The organism is Parazoarcus communis, from assembly GCF_003111645.1.
GTDB lineage: Bacteria > Pseudomonadota > Gammaproteobacteria > Burkholderiales > Rhodocyclaceae > Parazoarcus > Parazoarcus communis_A.
Map to the genome: position 1 here is coordinate 1,325,875 of NZ_CP022187.1, position 16,078 is coordinate 1,341,952.

The 16,078-nt window shown below is 63.6% G+C and carries 16 protein-coding genes; 8 read left to right on the plus strand and 8 right to left on the minus strand.

Annotation, left to right across the window (positions count from 1 at the left end; genetic code table 11):
* Positions 1-54 precede the first annotated feature (54 nt).
* From CEW83_RS06090 to greB, 5 genes are all read right to left on the minus strand, one after another.
* Positions 55-1,269 carry an ABC transporter substrate-binding protein gene (locus tag CEW83_RS06090; protein WP_108948546.1) on the minus strand — a complete coding sequence of 405 codons (1,215 nt, stop codon included), beginning with the start codon at positions 1,267-1,269 and terminating at the stop codon, positions 55-57.
* A 35-nt stretch (positions 1,270-1,304) separates the two neighbouring features.
* Positions 1,305-2,027, minus strand: a complete 723-nt coding sequence (locus CEW83_RS06095) for an ABC transporter ATP-binding protein (RefSeq protein ID WP_108948547.1) — start codon at positions 2,025-2,027, stop codon at positions 1,305-1,307.
* 17 nt (positions 2,028-2,044) lie between these two features.
* Positions 2,045-2,812 carry an ABC transporter ATP-binding protein gene (locus CEW83_RS06100; protein WP_108948548.1) on the minus strand — a complete coding sequence of 256 codons (768 nt, stop codon included), beginning with the start codon at positions 2,810-2,812 and terminating at the stop codon, positions 2,045-2,047.
* 254 nt (positions 2,813-3,066) lie between these two features.
* Positions 3,067-4,998 carry a molecular chaperone HtpG gene (gene htpG, locus CEW83_RS06105; RefSeq protein WP_108948549.1) on the minus strand — a complete coding sequence of 644 codons (1,932 nt, stop codon included), beginning with the start codon at positions 4,996-4,998 and terminating at the stop codon, positions 3,067-3,069.
* Between the two features lie 271 nt (positions 4,999-5,269).
* A complete protein-coding gene (gene greB, locus CEW83_RS06110; protein ID WP_108948550.1) occupies positions 5,270-5,830 on the minus strand; it encodes a transcription elongation factor GreB in 561 nt (186 codons plus the stop codon).
* A gap of 312 nt (positions 5,831-6,142) precedes the next feature.
* Here greB and CEW83_RS06115 point away from each other — a divergent pair, with 312 nt between their 5' ends.
* The 5 genes from CEW83_RS06115 (at position 6,143) to CEW83_RS06135 (ending at position 10,165) form a co-directional block, all read left to right on the plus strand.
* A complete protein-coding gene (locus CEW83_RS06115; RefSeq protein WP_332871103.1) occupies positions 6,143-6,739 on the plus strand; it encodes a mechanosensitive ion channel family protein in 597 nt (198 codons plus the stop codon).
* Between the two features lie 127 nt (positions 6,740-6,866).
* Positions 6,867-7,082, plus strand: a complete 216-nt coding sequence (locus tag CEW83_RS06120; RefSeq protein ID WP_108948552.1) for a YdcH family protein — start codon at positions 6,867-6,869, stop codon at positions 7,080-7,082.
* Positions 7,083-7,115: 33 nt separating this feature from the next.
* Positions 7,116-8,420: an O-acetylhomoserine aminocarboxypropyltransferase gene (locus CEW83_RS06125; RefSeq protein ID WP_108948553.1), complete on the plus strand. Its 1,305-nt coding sequence runs from the start codon at positions 7,116-7,118 to the stop codon at positions 8,418-8,420.
* Positions 8,421-8,425: 5 nt separating this feature from the next.
* On the plus strand, positions 8,426-9,232 hold the full coding sequence (locus tag CEW83_RS06130; protein ID WP_108948554.1) for an alpha/beta fold hydrolase: 807 nt from the start codon (positions 8,426-8,428) through the stop codon (positions 9,230-9,232).
* Between the two features lie 120 nt (positions 9,233-9,352).
* The gene (locus tag CEW83_RS06135; protein ID WP_108948555.1) at positions 9,353-10,165 is read left to right on the plus strand and encodes a DUF2189 domain-containing protein; all 813 of its coding nucleotides are present in this window, start codon (positions 9,353-9,355) and stop codon (positions 10,163-10,165) included.
* A gap of 2 nt (positions 10,166-10,167) precedes the next feature.
* On the opposite strand, the gene CEW83_RS06140 is transcribed toward CEW83_RS06135, so the two are convergent.
* Positions 10,168-11,019: an endonuclease/exonuclease/phosphatase family protein gene (locus CEW83_RS06140; RefSeq protein WP_108948556.1), complete on the minus strand. Its 852-nt coding sequence runs from the start codon at positions 11,017-11,019 to the stop codon at positions 10,168-10,170.
* 73 nt (positions 11,020-11,092) lie between these two features.
* Between CEW83_RS06140 and CEW83_RS06145 the strand changes: the two genes are divergently transcribed.
* The 3 genes from CEW83_RS06145 to CEW83_RS06155 are packed head-to-tail and all read left to right on the plus strand — an operon-like array spanning position 11,093 to position 14,169.
* Positions 11,093-12,076 (plus strand): cation diffusion facilitator family transporter, encoded by a 984-nt coding sequence (locus tag CEW83_RS06145; RefSeq protein WP_108948557.1) that lies wholly within the window; start codon positions 11,093-11,095, stop codon positions 12,074-12,076.
* A gap of 27 nt (positions 12,077-12,103) precedes the next feature.
* A complete protein-coding gene (locus CEW83_RS06150; RefSeq protein ID WP_108948558.1) occupies positions 12,104-12,961 on the plus strand; it encodes an HDOD domain-containing protein in 858 nt (285 codons plus the stop codon).
* A gap of 29 nt (positions 12,962-12,990) precedes the next feature.
* A complete protein-coding gene (locus tag CEW83_RS06155; RefSeq protein WP_108948559.1) occupies positions 12,991-14,169 on the plus strand; it encodes a benzoate/H(+) symporter BenE family transporter in 1,179 nt (392 codons plus the stop codon).
* Here CEW83_RS06155 and CEW83_RS06160 read toward each other — a convergent pair.
* Both CEW83_RS06160 and CEW83_RS06165 read right to left on the minus strand, forming a co-directional pair.
* Positions 14,068-14,613, minus strand: a complete 546-nt coding sequence (locus CEW83_RS06160) for a hydrogenase maturation protease (RefSeq protein WP_108948560.1) — start codon at positions 14,611-14,613, stop codon at positions 14,068-14,070. The two genes, CEW83_RS06155 and CEW83_RS06160, sit on opposite strands and share 102 nt — an antisense overlap.
* Positions 14,610-16,073 (minus strand): Ni/Fe hydrogenase subunit alpha, encoded by a 1,464-nt coding sequence (locus CEW83_RS06165; protein ID WP_108948561.1) that lies wholly within the window; start codon positions 16,071-16,073, stop codon positions 14,610-14,612. Before CEW83_RS06165 ends, CEW83_RS06160 begins: the two co-directional genes overlap by 4 nt.
* Between the last annotated feature and the right edge of the window lie 5 nt (positions 16,074-16,078).

Consider the following 16,078-nt stretch of genomic DNA (forward strand, 5'->3'; position numbering starts at 1 on the left):
GGGACGCGCTGGGCGCCCCGGGTACGATGTGATTAACGAATCAGCGCGAACCGATCACTTCTTGACCAGCGGGCAGCGCGACTCAGACAGCGGCTGGAAAGCCTCCGCTGCCGGAATCGTCTGGCGGACATGGTAGTAATCCCACGGGTACTTGGACTCTTCAGGCTTCTTCACCTGCACCAGGTACATGTCGTGGATCATCCGGCCGTCATCGCGGATCTGACCATTCTTGGCAAAGAAGTCGTTGATCGGCGTCTTCTTCATCTGCGCCATGACCTTGCCGGCCTCATCCGTACCGGCCGCCTTGACCGCGCGCAGGTAGTGCAGCACGGACGAGTACTGACCGGCCTGCACCATCGACGGCATACGCTTCTGCTTGTCGAAATAGCGCTTCGACCAGGCGCGGGTGGCGTCGTTGAGGTCCCAGTAGAAACCGGTCGTCAGGTACATGGTCTGCGTGCTTCTCAGGCCGAGCGAATGCACGTCGGTGATGAACATCAGCAGACCTGCGAGCGATTGCTTCGGCGTGATGCCGAACTCGGCCGCCTGCTTGATCGCGTTGGTCGTGTCGGCACCGGCGTTGGCCAGACCGATGATCTGCGCCCCGGAGGCCTGAGCCTGCAGCAGGAAGGAGGAGAAGTCGGACGCCGGGAAGGGGTGGCGTACCGAGCCAAGCACCTTGCCGCCATTGGCGGTGACCACTGCCGAGGAGTCCTTTTCGAGCGACTGGCCGAATGCATAGTCTGCGGTCAGGAAGTACCAGGTCTTGCCACCCTGCTTCGTCACCGCCTTCGCCGTACCATTGGCCAGCGAGTAGGTGTCATACGTGTAATGCACGCTGACGTCGTTGCACTGCTCATTGGTGATCGGGGTCGAGGCCGGTCCGCTCATCAGCGCGATACGGTTCTTTTCCTTGGCCACCTTCATCACCGCCAGCGCCACCGAGGTGGTCACGAGCTCGGTGGCGGTATCGACGCCTTCGCGCTCGAACCACTCACGCGCCTTGGTCGACGCGATGTCGGCCTTGTTCTGGTGGTCGGCGGAAACCATCTCGATCTTGAAATCGGGCTTTGCTTCGGCGATGAAGTCGTCGATTGCCATCTGGGTGGCAAGCACCGCACCGGAGCCTGCGAGGTCGGAATAGGTACCCGACAGGTCGGTCAGCACACCGATCTTGACCATGCCATCCGAGATCTGTGCATTTGCAACACCCGACAGGCCTGCAATTGCGGCGGCGCAGGCTAGCGTCGTCAGTTTCTTCATGTGCATTGTTTTGTCTCCGTCCTGATTGTTGTTCGCGCGAGTCAAACCCCGAGCGTCTGGTGCAGCCAGTCCATCTTCTGCGGCAACTCGGCCGCAGGGATGGTGGCGATGATTTCGCCGTGTTCGAGCACGTAGTGCCGATCGGCGAGCGGTGCAGCAAAGCGGAAATTCTGCTCCACCATGACGATGGTGAAATCACGTTTCTTGAGTTCGGTGATCACCTCGCCAAGCTTCTTGACGATGACCGGAGCGAGGCCTTCGGTGATCTCGTCGAGCAGCAGCAGCTTGGCGCCGGTGCGCAGCACCCGTGCCATCGCCAGCATCTGCTGTTCGCCACCGGAGAGCTTGGTGCCGGGGCTGTTGCGGCGCTCAAGCAGGTTAGGAAACATGCCGTAGATCTCGTCGAGCGACATGCCACCCGTTGCCACCTGAGGCGGCAGCATCAGGTTCTCTTCGGCGCTGAGCGAGGCAAAAATGGCACGCTCTTCGGGCACGTAACCGATGCCGTAGCGCGCCATGCGGTGAGTCGGCTCGTCAATGACCTCCTTGCCATTGACCATGATCGACCCGCTGCGGCGACCGACGAGACCGAGAATGGACTTCAGCGTGGTCGAGCGTCCCGAGCCATTGCGCCCGAGCAGCGTGACGCACTCGCCACGCGCCACCTTCAGATCGATGCCATGCAGGATGTGTGATTCACCATAGAACGAATGCAGATCCTGGATCCGCAGCATTTCGGGATGGGGCTTGAAGGCGCTGGTCATAGATTGATGGGCCGGGATCAGTGATGGGCGTCGTTCATGTCGTCGGAACCCACATAGGCTTCGAGCACGCTCGGATTCTTGGACACTTCGTCATACGTGCCTTCGGCAAGCACGCTGCCACGAGTGAGTACGGTGATGCGGTCACACAGGTTTGCGACCACCGACAGGTTGTGCTCGACCATGAGGATGCTGCGATTGGCCGACACCTTGCGGATCAGCTCCACCACCCTGCTGATGTCTTCGTTGCCCATGCCCTGTGTCGGCTCGTCGAGCAGCATCATCTTGGGGTCGAGCGCCAGCGTGGTGGCGATTTCGAGCGCGCGCTTGCGGCCGTAGGGCATCTCCGCCGTCACGGTATCTGCAAACTGCGTCAGATCCACCGACTCAAGCAGGGCCATCGCCTGGTCATTGAGCACATTGAGCGATTTCTCCGAGCGCCAGAAGTGAAACTCGGTGCCGAGCTTGCGCTGCAGGCCGATGCGCACGTTTTCCATCACCGTGAGATGGGGAAAGGTGGCCGAGATCTGGAAGGAGCGCACCATTCCCCGCCGCGCCGTCACCGCAGGCGCTTCGTGGGTAATATCCTTGCCATCGAAACGGATCTTGCCCGCGGTCGGCGGAAGAAACTTGGTGAGCAGATTGAAGACAGTCGTTTTGCCGGCGCCGTTGGGACCGATCAATGCATGGATGTGACCACGCTTGACCTTGAGGTCGACATCGGACACCGCGGCAAACCCTTTGAACTCCTTGGTCAGGCCGTTTGTTTCGAGTATGAACTCGCTCATGCTCCATCCCGGCGTTGATGCAGGTACTGCGGCGGACTTCGCGCAGTTCCTGCGTTTGATTGTTTGTTCTTGTGGCCCTAGTCTTGCGTCATCTCCCACCTGCATCAAGTATCGTAAACCCGCATTCCCGCGTCGTCCCAGACCTGTCGGGTGTGCTCTCCGGAGACAAAAAAAGAGGGCCGCCGCGGTATCGCGGACAGCCCTCTTCCAAATGATCTGCTGCACACCCGTTCTCACGGGCGGCAGCCGCGTTCTCAGTGAGCGCTCATCGCCATCATCAGCTGGTTGATACGCTTGACGAAGGTCGCCGGATCATCAAGCGCGCCGCCTTCGGCCAGCAAGGCCTGATCGAACAGCACGGCAGCCCAGTCATCGAAGCTCTTGTCTTCGTATTTCAGGCGCAGCACGGCCGGGTGCTTCGGGTTGATCTCAAGGATCGGCTTCGACATCGGCGCGCTCTGACCTGCGGCCTTCAGGATGCGGGTCAGGTTCATGCCGAGATCGTGCTCGTCGGCCACCAGGCAGGCGGGCGAATCGGTCAGACGCAGGGTGACCTTGACGTCCTTCACGCGATCGCCAAGGCTGGTCTTCATCTTCTCGATCAGCTCCTTGTACTCGTCGGCCGCCTGCTCGGCTTCCTTCTTCTCCGCTTCGTCTTCCAGCGAGCCGAGATCGAGGCCACCCTTGGCCACCGACTGCAGCTGCTTGCCGTCGAACTCGGTCAGGTTGCCCAGCGCCCATTCGTCGACACGGTCGGACAGCAGCAGCACTTCGATGCCCTTCTTGCGGAACACCTCGAGGTGCGGGCTGTTCTTCGCCGCATTGAAGGTCTCGGCTGTCACGTAGTAGATCTTGTCCTGACCTTCCTTCATGCGCCCGATGTAGTCCCTGAACGAGACCACTTCTTCCGGCGTATCCGCATGGGTCGAAGCAAAACGCAGCAGGCCGGCGATCTTGTCCTTGTTGGCAAAGTCTTCGCCAACGCCTTCCTTGAGCACCTTGCCGAACTCTTTCCAGAACGTGGCGTACTTCTCCTGATCGCCCGCCTCGTCGCTGGTGGCGAGGTCTTCGAGCAGGCCCAGCACCTTCTTCGTGCAACCTGCACGGATGGTGTCGATGTCCTTGGATTCCTGCAGGATCTCACGCGACACGTTCAGCGGCAGATCGGCCGAATCGACCACACCGCGCACGAAGCGCAGGTAGGTCGGCATCAGCTTCTCGGCGTCGTCCATGATGAACACGCGCTTCACGTACAGCTTGACGCCATGACGCGCATTGCGATCCCACATGTCGAAGGGCGCGTGCGAGGGGATATACAGCAGCTGGGTGTATTCCTGGCGACCTTCGACGCGCGCATGGGTCCATGCCAGCGGCTCGTCGAAGTCGTGGCCGACGTGCTTGTAGAAGCCCTTGTACTCTTCTTCGGTGATCTCGTTGCGCGGACGGGCCCACAGCGCATTGGCCTGGTTGACGGTTTCGTCTTCGTCGGTGAGGACCTGAGCCTTCTTTTCCTCGTCCCACTCTTCCTTCTTCATCACGATCGGCTGCACGATGTGATCGGAGTACTTGCGGATCAGGCTCTTCAGCTTCCAGGCCGAAAGCAAATCGTCCTGGTCTTCGCGCAGGTGCAGGGTGATCTCGGTACCACGACCGGCCTTCTCGACGGCCGCCACGGTATACGCACCGGCGGTCTCGCCGCTCATGCTGCATTCCCACTGCACGCCTTCGCTCGCCGGCAGGCCGGCACGGCGGGTCACCACGGTAACCTTGTCGGCCACGATGAATGCGGAGTAGAAGCCGACACCGAACTGACCAATCAGGTGGGCGTCCTTCTTCTGGTCGCCGGTCAGCTTGCCAAAGAATTCCTTGGTGCCGGACTTGGCGATGGTACCGAGGTGAGCAACGACTTCTTCACGGCTCATGCCGATGCCATTGTCGCTGATGGTGATGGTGCGCGCTTCGGTGTCGAAGGACACGCGGATCTTGAGATCGCTGTCACCCTCGAACAGGGCCGGCTGGTCGATGGCCTCGAAACGCAGTTTGTCGGAAGCGTCGGAAGCGTTCGAGATCAACTCGCGCAGGAAGATCTCGCGGTTCGAATAGAGCGAGTGGATCATGAGGTGAAGCAACTGCTTCACTTCGGCCTGGAAATTCAGGGTTTCGGCGGCGGTCTGGGCGCTGGACATCTTGATGCGTCTCCGATGATGAAAAGTCGTGGCCGAGAGATTGGGACAGCCCCGCCGATTTTCAAGCCCCTGAGACGAGATTGCTGCGCTGGCCGGCACCAGGCTGTGTCGCGCGGCGGTGCGTCGCTTGGTCGTTCTGGCTCACGCGGAGACGCGGAGAGCGCAGAGAAAACCTTCGCCCGTGCTTTTCTCCGTGCTCTCCGCGTCTCCGCGTCTCCGCGTGAAACCTTCCGCCCGGACGACACCCACCCGAGCGAACACAAGGCAACTGCTACACGTACTGAACCTGGAGGATTTCGATCTCGCGCACGCCGGCGGGGCTCATGAAGCGCACCACGTCGCCCTCGCGCGCCTTGATCAGGGCACGCGCAAGCGGGGAGATCCAGCTGATCATGCCTGCGGAGGCGTTGGCCTCGTCGACGCCGACGATCTGCCAGGTCTGCTCCGTCGCATCGGGATCTTCTGCGTCGCAGATGGTGACGGTTGCGCCGAAGAAGACCTGGTCGATGTTCTGCTGCGCGGCCGGATCGACCACCTCGGCGTTCTCGATGCGCTTGATCAGGAAACGGATACGCCGATCGATCTCGCGCAGGCGCTTCTTGCCGTAGATGTAGTCGCCGTTTTCGGAACGGTCGCCGTTACCCGCCGCCCACGACACGGTCTCAACCATCTTGGGCCGCTCGACGCGCAGCAGCTGGTCCAGCTCCTCGCGCAGCACCAGATTGCCGCGCCGGGTCATGTAATTCTTGCTGCCGGGCGGCAAGCGCAACGAGGGGGACAGCGCGTCCTCATCTTCATCGCTATCGGCTTCCCTGACGAACGCCTTGTTCATGGCACTACTCCTGAAGGCTGGCGAAACGCCCGATCTTAATGGATCCCGGGCAGGCCCGCAGCTGCGCCTTGCGCGACTGCGCTGGGGGCAGATCGGGCCGCGCACGACGTCGGCTTCATGCAGGCGTGAGAAGTCGCTCCCGTCCATGCTCCGGCACCGTCCCCCGAGCCCTCGCTGGCGGACAGTCTTCCCGACACCTTCCCGCTTCCACTTGCCGCATTTTAAGCCGACGTCGAACGACGAACCGCCATCCTGGTTCCTGCGCCCCAACCGGGTATCGACATTGCCAGCCTTGCGATCGTCGGCGGCGCAATGGGTGTGGGCATCGGCTTCGGCCTGCAGAACATCTTCAGCAACCTGGTGTCGGGCATCATCATCCTGCTCGAGAAGACACTCAAACTCGGCGACTTCGTCGATCTGCAGTCGGGTGCCGTCGGCAAGGTTACCGAGATCGGGCTGCGCTACACGCGGGTCACCACCAACGACAATGTCGACGTGATCGTCCCCAACTCCGAGTTCATCAATGGCCGGGTCACGAACTGGACCTTCGACGACGATCTGCGCCGCATCCACATCCCCTTTGGCGTGGCCTACGGCACCGACAAGGACAAGGTGCGCGACGCAGTCGCAGCAGCGGCCCGCAAGGTCGCCGGCACCATCCTGCTGCCGGGACGCGAACCCGAGGCATGGCTGGTCGGGTTCGGCGACAGCAGCCTCGACTTCGAGCTCGTGGTGTGGGTGAATCACGATCTCGCGATGTCCCCCGCCCGGACCCAGGCCCGCTATCTGTGGGAGATCGATAGCGCGCTTCGTGCCGCCGGCATCGAGATCCCCTTCCCGCAACGCGATCTTCATGTGCGCTCGGGGACGCTGAGCGTCGATCTGAAGGGCGGGCCAGCGCAATCCTGAGCCGTCGCCCCCCGACAGACCATGCCAGCACGCCGACATTGTAATCGGCGCTGCTGCCGCATACCATTGGCACGATGGACTGCCCGACCAACGGCGCCTCGCGCCAGCCCACCCAGACGGGTTCGCAATGAATGACGACTCCTTCGACGACGTAACCAGCCTGCAGTTTCGCCTGCGGGAGCTGCGTGACGAGCATCGCGACCTCGACGCTGCCATCGCCAGGCTGATCGCAGCGCCCACCGACGACCAGCTCCTGATCCGGCGCATGAAGAAGCGCAAGCTCGCCCTCAAGGACCGCATCTCCGTCATCGAACGCCTGATCGAACCCGACGACCTCGCCTGAGCCTCGCGCTCGACCACTGCATACAAGGTTCCCATGACCCAGACCGGACTCTTCGGGGCGGAGACGCTCGCACTCCACGCGGGCCAGTCTCCCGACGCCACACACGGCTCGCGCGCAACACCGATCCACTTCACCACCAGTTACGTGTTTCCGGATGCGGACCAAGCCGCGGCCCTGTTCAATCTGGAGCGCCCGGGCCACGTCTACTCGCGCATTTCCAATCCGACCAATGCGGTGCTCGAAGAGCGTATCGCTGCCCTCGAAGGCGGTGTGGGCGCGATCGCGGTCGCCAGTGGTCAGGCGGCGCTGCACCTCGCGGTGACCACGCTGATGGGCTGCGGTGGTCACATCGTTGCCTCGCGCTCGCTCTACGGCGGATCGCACAATCTGTTCGCCTACACCCTGCCCCGTTTCGGCATCCAGACCACTTTTGTCGATCCGCGTGACGCCGACGCCTGGCGCGCCGCCATCCGCCCCGAGACCCGCCTGCTGTTCGGCGAGTCGATCGGCAACCCCGGGCTCGACGTGCTCGACATTCCCACCGTGGCCGGAATCGCCCATGCGGCCGGCCTGCCGCTGCTGGTGGACGCCACCCTCGTGAGTCCGGCCCTGCAGCGCCCCTTCGAGCTCGGCGCGGATCTGGTCATGCACTCGGCCACCAAGTTCATCGGTGGCCACGGTGTCGCCGTTGGCGGCCTGCTGGTCGACAGCGGTCGGTTCGACTGGGAAGCCTCCGGCCTGTTTCCGACCCTGACCGAGCCCTACGACGGCTTCCACGGCATGGACTTCGCCGAAGAGTCCCCGGTCGCAGCCTTCCTGCTGCGTGCCAGACGCGAAGGCCTGCGCGATTTCGGCGCCTGCATGTCGCCAATGAACGCTTTCCAGATCCTGCAGGGGCTGGAAACCCTGCCGCTGCGCATGCGCGCCCACGTCGACAACACGAACCGGATTGCAGCCCATCTGGCCGCGCATCCGATGGTGGAAAAGGTCGCCTACCCCGGCCTCGACACCCACCCCGACCACGAACTCGCAGCCCGTCTGCTCCCCGACGGCTGTGGTGCCGTGCTGTCCTTCGACCTCAAGGGCGGACGGGAGGCCGGGCGCGCCTTCATCGGCGCGCTGCGCCTGTTCTCGCACCTGGCCAATGTTGGCGACGCCAAGTCGCTGGTCATCCATCCCGCCAGCACCACCCATTTCCGCATGTCTGCTGAAGATCTCGCGGCCGGGGGCATCGGCGAAGGCACGGTCCGGCTGTCCGTGGGTCTGGAGAGCTGCGCCGACCTGCTGGCCGATCTCGATCGCGGCCTCTACGCCGTGGGCAAGCTCAACAAGGCATAAGCGACATGGACATCCTGATCAGGCAACAGACTTGCCGCATCTACACAGGCGGACGCGATTTCGACCGCGAGCGCCCCACCGTCGTCCTGATTCACGGCGCCGGACACGACCACAGCGTATGGAACAACCAGGCCCGGCATCTCGCGCATCAGGGCTTCGGCGTGCTCGCACCCGACCTGCCGGGACACGGCGCATCGCAGGGCGTACCGCTGCAGTCGATCGACGCGATGGCCGACTGGCTGCTGGAAATGCTTGATACGGCCGGCGTTGCCCAGGCCAGCCTCGTCGGCCACAGCATGGGCTCGCTGATCGCGCTTGCCGCGACCGCACGCGCCGGCGAACGGGTGAGCGCCCTGGTTCTGGTGGGCAGCGTGGCGCCGATGCCGGTCGCGCCCGCGCTGATCGAGGCAGCATCCAGCAAGCCTGTGCGCGCCCACGCCATGATCAATCAGTGGTCATACAGCCCGGCAGCCCAGCTTGGCGCAAGCGCGACGCCCGGCACCTCGCTGCTCGGCATCAACCAGCGACTGATGGAACGCCAGGCCGCCGGTGTGCTGGCGACCGATCTCAGTGCCTGCAACGCGTGGACCGATGGCCTCGCGCGCGCGGCGGACATCCGCTGCCCGACCCTTCTGATCAGCGGCGAACGCGACCAGATGACGCCTCCACGTGCGGTAAAACCCTTATACGAAGCACTGGTCAACGCAGCGGGCGGTGCGCGTATGATTACCGTGGCTGGCGCCGGCCACGCAATGATGGCGGAATCACCGGACGCCGTCACAAATGCAATTCGGGGGTTTCTCAGGACATAACAACACGTATTCGAACAGGCGGTACGGAGCGGCAGCGCGATTTGCGCGCTGCGGTCAGCTTGCCGCCGGTTCACCCCGTTTTGCTGCAGCGAACATCCAGAATAATGACAGGAGAGAGACATGTCGCAGCCAAACGATGCCGAGCTGGAAGCGGCCGCAGCACTGCCCTTCCCCACCGTGAGGGACGTACCGTTCACTGCACCCATCAGCTGGGTCGCACGCGCATTCGGTGACCTCAGGGCCTGCCCGGTACCAAGTCTGTTCTACGGTTTCTGTTTCGCCGCGATGGGCCTGCTCATCACGTTCGTGTTCGAGCACGCCTACGAATACACCTCTGCGCTGACCTCGGGCTTCCTGCTGCTCGGTCCGTTCTTCGCCATGGGCCTGTACGAGATCAGTCGCCGCCACGAGCGCGGCGAAAACTGCGCGCTCGTCCCGACGCTGACCGTGTGGAAGCGCAACGCGGGCAACATCGGCATCTTCGCCGTCGTGCTGGGCGTGGTGTTCCTGATCTGGGCACGCGCCTCACTGGTCGTGTTCGCGCTCTTCTACTCCAACGAAATGCCCAATCTGTCCGGCTTTCTCGGACAGCTGATGGCGTTCGAGAACATCGAGTTCCTGCTGGTCTACTTTGGCGTCGGCATGGTCTTCGCCATCATCGCGTTCGCGGTGAGCGTGGTCTCGATTCCGCTGATGCTGGACCGCAACCAGGACGCCATCAGCTCGATGCTGGCCAGCATCGCCGCGCTCACACGCAACCCCGCGGCGATGATCGTATGGGCCCTCCTGATCGCCACGCTGACGATCGTCGGATTTCTCAGCTTCCATCTGGGACTGGTCGTTCTGATGCCCGTCATCGGCCATGCAACCTGGTACGCCTACCGCGACCTCATCGAACCGCTGCCGGCAAAGCCGGCCAAAACGGCGGCCTAGGCTCAGTCCATCAGATCGAGGACCACCGGCTGGTGGTCCGACGCGGCCGTCTCCGCCGCCACCCTGAAGCCGGCCACGGCCGGCGCCAGATCCTCGGTCACGCAGACGAAGTCGCAGCAGAAGCTCTCGTCGGGCCAGTCGGCCCCATGCAGACCCACGGTTGGCGCGTGGGGCCGACCAGGATTCATGATTTGCCAGGCATCGCACCACTGAGGCACGTCGGGCGCAATCGGCGCCAGCAGCGCGGTGTGATCGGGTGACCCCGGCAAACAGTTGAGATCCCCGCACAATACCGCCGCAGCGGGTCGTGGCCAGGGCCGGAAGCCCGGATTGGAATCCTTTGACAGACCCGGCGCACGGGCGTGGGAGACCGCTTCACGATGCAGTTCGCGCAAGCGCGTAATCTGCGCGCCACGCTGCAATGACGAGTAGTACTCGAGATGCGTGGTCAACACCCTCAGCGGCCCGCGAGGTGCCTCGATCACCGCTTCGATGCACAGACGCTGCATCGCAGGCACGCTGGGATCGGCGGGATACGGCAGGACATGCCGGAAGACCTGGCCGAGCGGGCGTCGCGACAGGAGCAGGTTGCCGAAACGGGCGCGTCCGCCCTTGCCATCGGGCACATCCAGCGCAGCCCCGAACACCGCTTCGTAGCCGGGAAATGCCGCACTCAGAATCGCAACGCCGTCTTCCGCAGTCGCGCCCTTCAAGCCCGGAAAACACTGCCCCACTTCCTGCAGGCAAATGACATCGATATCGCCGATTTCACGCAGTGCAGCGATGGTCCGGTTCAGATCGACCCGCCCGTCAGCCCCACGTCCCCATTGGATATTCCAGCTCACGATACGCATTCAGGTTTCCGCTCACGCTTTCACAATGGCATGATCCTAGCCTGTACCCACCCGCAGCGTCATCTCAACATCCATGCAAGATCACGCGCACCACGATCACGAACACGAGGGCGCCCGCCCGCACATCAGCCATGGCCATGACCACCATGACCACAGCCACGCCTCAAGCCGCTGGTTGCCGCTCGCGCTCCTCCTGACCCTCGGATTTGCTGCGGTTGAAGCGATTGCCGGGTGGTGGTCGGGCTCGCTGGCCCTGCTCGGCGATGCCGGACACATGGTTACCGATGCGCTGGCGCTCGGGATTGCGGCACTCGCCGCGCGCCTCGCGCTGCACCCGGCCAGCATTCGGCACTCATTCGGGCTGCCCCGGGTCGAGTCGCTCGCTGCGCTCGCCAACAGCGTGTTCATGCTCGGGCTGGTGGCCGCGCTGTTGTGGCAGGCGGTGCTGCGTCTCGGCGACCCGCGCGCGATTGCGGGCGAGACGGTGACCGTCGTGGCGCTGATCGGCCTGGGGGTCAATCTGCTCGTCGCCTGGCTGCTGACGCGGGGCGAAGCGGACCTCAACACCCGCGCCGCCCTGCTGCATGTGCTGGGTGACATCCTCGGCTCGATCGCTGCGCTGGCCTCCGGTCTGGTCATTCAGTACACCGGCTGGCTCGCAATCGACCCCTTGCTCACCATGCTGATCTGCGGGCTGATTCTTGCCTCGACGCTGAATCTGCTGCGGCGCGTGGTGCATACCCTGCTTGAGGGCGTTCCCGAGAACCTTTCGCTGCCCGAGGTCGGCCACGCAATGGCTGCCGTCCCGGACGTACGCTCGGTGCACGATCTCCACATCTGGAGCCTCGACTCACATCACCCGGCTCTGTCTGCCCATCTCGTCATCTCCGATGCGGGACGCTGGCCACGGATCCTGGCCGACCAGCGCGCGCTGCTTGCAAGCCGCTTTGGCATCGACCACGTGACCCTTCAACCTGAGCTGCCACCCGACCAGCCACTGGTGTTCTACCCCAGCCGCAGCACGAACCATTCACGTATCGCCGCCGATAGTCGATAATCGGCCTGTTCACAACGGGAATTCACAATGCATTCCGCACAGGAAATCGTCTGTCAGGTCGACGCGCTCGCCACGCTACCCACGGTTTATCACCGCATTCGGGAGCAGCTTGAGTCGGCCAACGGATCGCTGCTTGAGGTGTCGCGACTGATCTCAGCGGACCCGGCACTGACCGCCGGCGTGCTGCGACTGGTCAATAGCGCCTATTACGGTTTCGGCGGCAAGATCGATACGATCGAGCGCGCAGTGCCGATTCTTGGCCTGCAGCAGGTGCACGATGTGGTGCTCGCGATGACGGTCAGCGCGATATTCAAGGGCATTCAGCCCGAGCACATGGACGTCGATCGCTTCTGGCACGGCAGCATGATGTGTGCACTTGCAGCCCGCAGCCTTGCCCGCACCGCGAAACACCCCGGCGCCGAGCGCATGTTCGTGATCGGACTGCTCGCCGATATCGGCCACCTGGTGATGTACGAAACCGTGCCACAACTTGCAGATGAGGCGCAGTCGGTCTCAGACGAAAGTGGAGAGCCGCTCCACCTCGCCGAGCGCCGCGTTGTCGGTTGCGATTACGCCGAAGTCGGTGCCGCGCTGATGGATGGCTGGAAACTGCCGGCCTGTTTTGCCGAAGTGATTGGTGCGCAGATCCTGCCCCGCCTGGCCGGAAAATTCACCAGCGATGCCAGCGTACTGCATATTGCGCGCATGATTTCTCATGCCGACCGCTATGGCGAGTCCAGCGACGAGGCTGCTTCGCGACTCGATCCCGTGGTGTGGCTTGACGCCGACCTCGACCCGGCGAGCTTCACTTCCTCCAGGGAAGAGGCCGAGCTCAGCCTCGCGGCCTGCATCTCGGTCTTCCTGCCCCATCGGCATAGCAACTGACGCGCCTCCCTTCTTTAAGACTTCACTCAATGATCCGTGATGTATCCCTGTCGGCGATTGTCGCCGGCTTCGTCGCGGTGCTGGTCGGCTATACCAGTTCCGCAGTGCTGATTTTCCAGGCCGCTGAGGCGCTCGGTGCGAGTCAGGCCGAAATCGGGTCCTGGATGGGCGCGCTGGGCATCGGCATGGGCTTGAGCTCAATCGCGCTGACCCTGCGCTATCGCGTCCCGGTACTGACGGCGTGGAGTACGCCGGGCGCCGCAATGCTGATCACGGCCGCAGCCGGCGTGCCGATGAACGAAGCGATCGGCGCCTTCCTGGTCTGTGCCGTGCTCATCACGGTGGCGGGTTTCAGCGGCCTGTTCGAGCGCCTGATGGGCCGCATCCCGATCTCGCTGGCGGCAGGCATGCTCGCCGGGGTGTTGCTGCGCTTCGGGCTGGATGTGTTCGTGGCGATGAAGACGGAGTTCATGCTGGTGTTTCCGATGTTCTGCGTCTATCTCGCCGGACGCCGCTTTGCCGCGCGCTACGCAGTCCCCCTCGCGCTGCTGGTGGGCATCGGTATTGCGTCCACCCAGGGCTTGCTGCATGTCGAAGCGCTCGAGCTTGCGCTGGCGCGCCCGGTATTCACCATGCCGGCCTTCTCTTTCAGCGCCCTGATCGGCATCGCACTGCCCCTGTTCGTGGTCACCATGGCCTCGCAGAACGTGCCGGGCGTTACCGTCATCAAGGCCTCGGGTTACACCGTGCCGGTGTCGCCGGTGATCGGGTGGACCGGGGTAAGCACGCTGCTGCTTGCCCCCTTCGGTGCCTTCGCGCTCAACCTTGCAGCGATCACCGCAGCCATCTGCATGGGTCGGGAAGCTCACCCCGACCCGGACCGGCGCTATGTCGCCGCACTGTCGGCGGGCGTTGTCTATGTGATCCTCGGTATTTTTGGCGCAACCGTGGGCGCGCTGTTTACCGCCTTTCCTAAAGAACTGGTGCTCGGCATTGCCGGCCTCGCCCTGCTTGGCACCATCGGTAACGGCATGGCGATGGCACTGCGCGACGAACACGAGCGCGAACCGGCTCTGGTCACCTTTCTGGTCACTGCCTCGGGCGTATCACTGCTCGGCGTGGGGTCGGCCTTCTGGGGCATCGTGGCCGGTACGATTGCACTGCTGGTGCTGAAGGGCGGCGCCACTCGCGGCAGCAAGCAGGCCTGACACCGACAGCCGCGCAGACAACCAGGCCCAGCCCGCCTCCAGCGCACCGGCTGCTGGCGCCGACAGGGGCTCGCCCAGTTCGAAGGACTCGCCCCTCAGCGCAAAAACAAAGGCGGGCGGCGGCGCCCTGCCCTCGATACGCTCGAACACCGCAAGCAGGGCCGCCGGTGACAGGGAATGGCTCAGCAGCTGCGCGGCCGGATCAAGCTCGATCCGGCGCAGCTCGAATGCGTGCTCGAGGCCAACGGCTGCATCGATGAAGAGCACCGCCGCTGCATCGTGCAGATCCAGCGCGTGCTCGATCTGCAGCTGATACTCGGCCAGCAGTTTCACCCCGGGCGGCGACACTTTTTCGATGCGCGCCCCCAGTTGCGGGCCAAGTGCATCATCGCCACGGGCATCGTTGCCGATCGCGAACACCACCAGCCCGGGGACGGCGCTCAATCGCGCACCACGCGGTCGAACACCTCACCGTCTGCGCCCGCCAGTTCGACCACCAGCGGCATCTGGCCCAGCGCATGGGTGGCACACGACAGACAGGGGTCGAAGGCGCGGATGGCCACCTCGATATGGTTGAGCAGGCCTTCGGTCAGCTTGCGCCCGGACAGGTAACGCTTGGCCACTTCGCGCACCGCGGTGTTCATGGCCTGGTTGTTGTGGGTGGTGGACACGATGAGGTTGCACATCGTCACCAGGTCGTCGTCGCCCACCTGGTAATGGTGGATGAGCGTTCCGCGCGGTGCTTCGATGATGCCCACGCCCTCGTGGCCGCGCGTGCCCTTTGTCATCAGCTCGCCCGCAGTGCAGTCCGGGTCGTCGAGCAGGTTTCGGATGACTTCTGCCGCATGCAGCATCTCGATCATCCGCGCCCAGTGGTAGGCCAGCGGCGCATGGATGACGTCACCCTTGCCATGGTCAATGAACTCCCGCCGCTCGGTCTCTGCCAGTGGCGAGGGGATGAAATCGCAGTTCTGCACCCGCGCCAGCGGCCCCACCTTGTACCAGCCCAGGTCGGGGCCACGCTCGATGAGATAGGGAAACTTCATGTAGCTCCAGGACTTCACATCTTCCTGCAGCACCTGGTGATAGTCCTGATCCGGCACCTGATCACGGATGATCCTGCCGTCGCCATCGCGGAAACGCAGCACCCCGTCGTAGAGGTCCATCGCGCCATCGCTGCGAACCAGGCTGGCCAGCCCGGAGCGGAAGGTACCAAATACGTCGTACAGACCGGGGTCGGCACGGTGCAGGCGCTTGACCAACTCGACCGCAGCCTGGCTCCACGCCACCATCTGGTCGGCGTCGGCGCGCAGCATATCGCGGTCGGCCAGCGACAGATGCCGGTTCATGCCACCCGGTACGGCGCCGGTGCCATGAATGCGCTTCCCGGCCGTGGCGCGAATGACCTCCTGTCCGAACTTGCGCAGCAGCACGCCCTGGCGTGCAACGTCAGGATAGGCGCCTGCCACACCGACGATGTTGCGTTTTCCGACCTCGGCATCAAAACCGAACAACATGTCCGGCGACGACAGGTGAAAGAAGTGCAGTGCATGCGATTGCAGAATCTGGCCATAGTGCATCAGCCGTCTGAGCTGCACGGCCGTCTGCGTCGGCGGCACCGCGCCCACCACATGATCGAGCGCCTTCGACGCCGCCAGGTGGTGACTGACCGGGCAGATACCGCACAGACGCTGCACCATGACCGGCACTTCCCAATACGGGCGGCCCTGAATGAAGACCTCGAAGCCACGAAATTCGACGATGTGCAGCCTTGCCTCGCAGATCTGATCATCGTCGTCGATCAGGAGCGTCACGCGACCATGGCCCTCGACCCGGGACACCGGATCGATCGCAACCTTGCGCAGCTTCTCGCGTCCCTCGGCAGTTTCCAGTTCGGCAGTCATTGGCG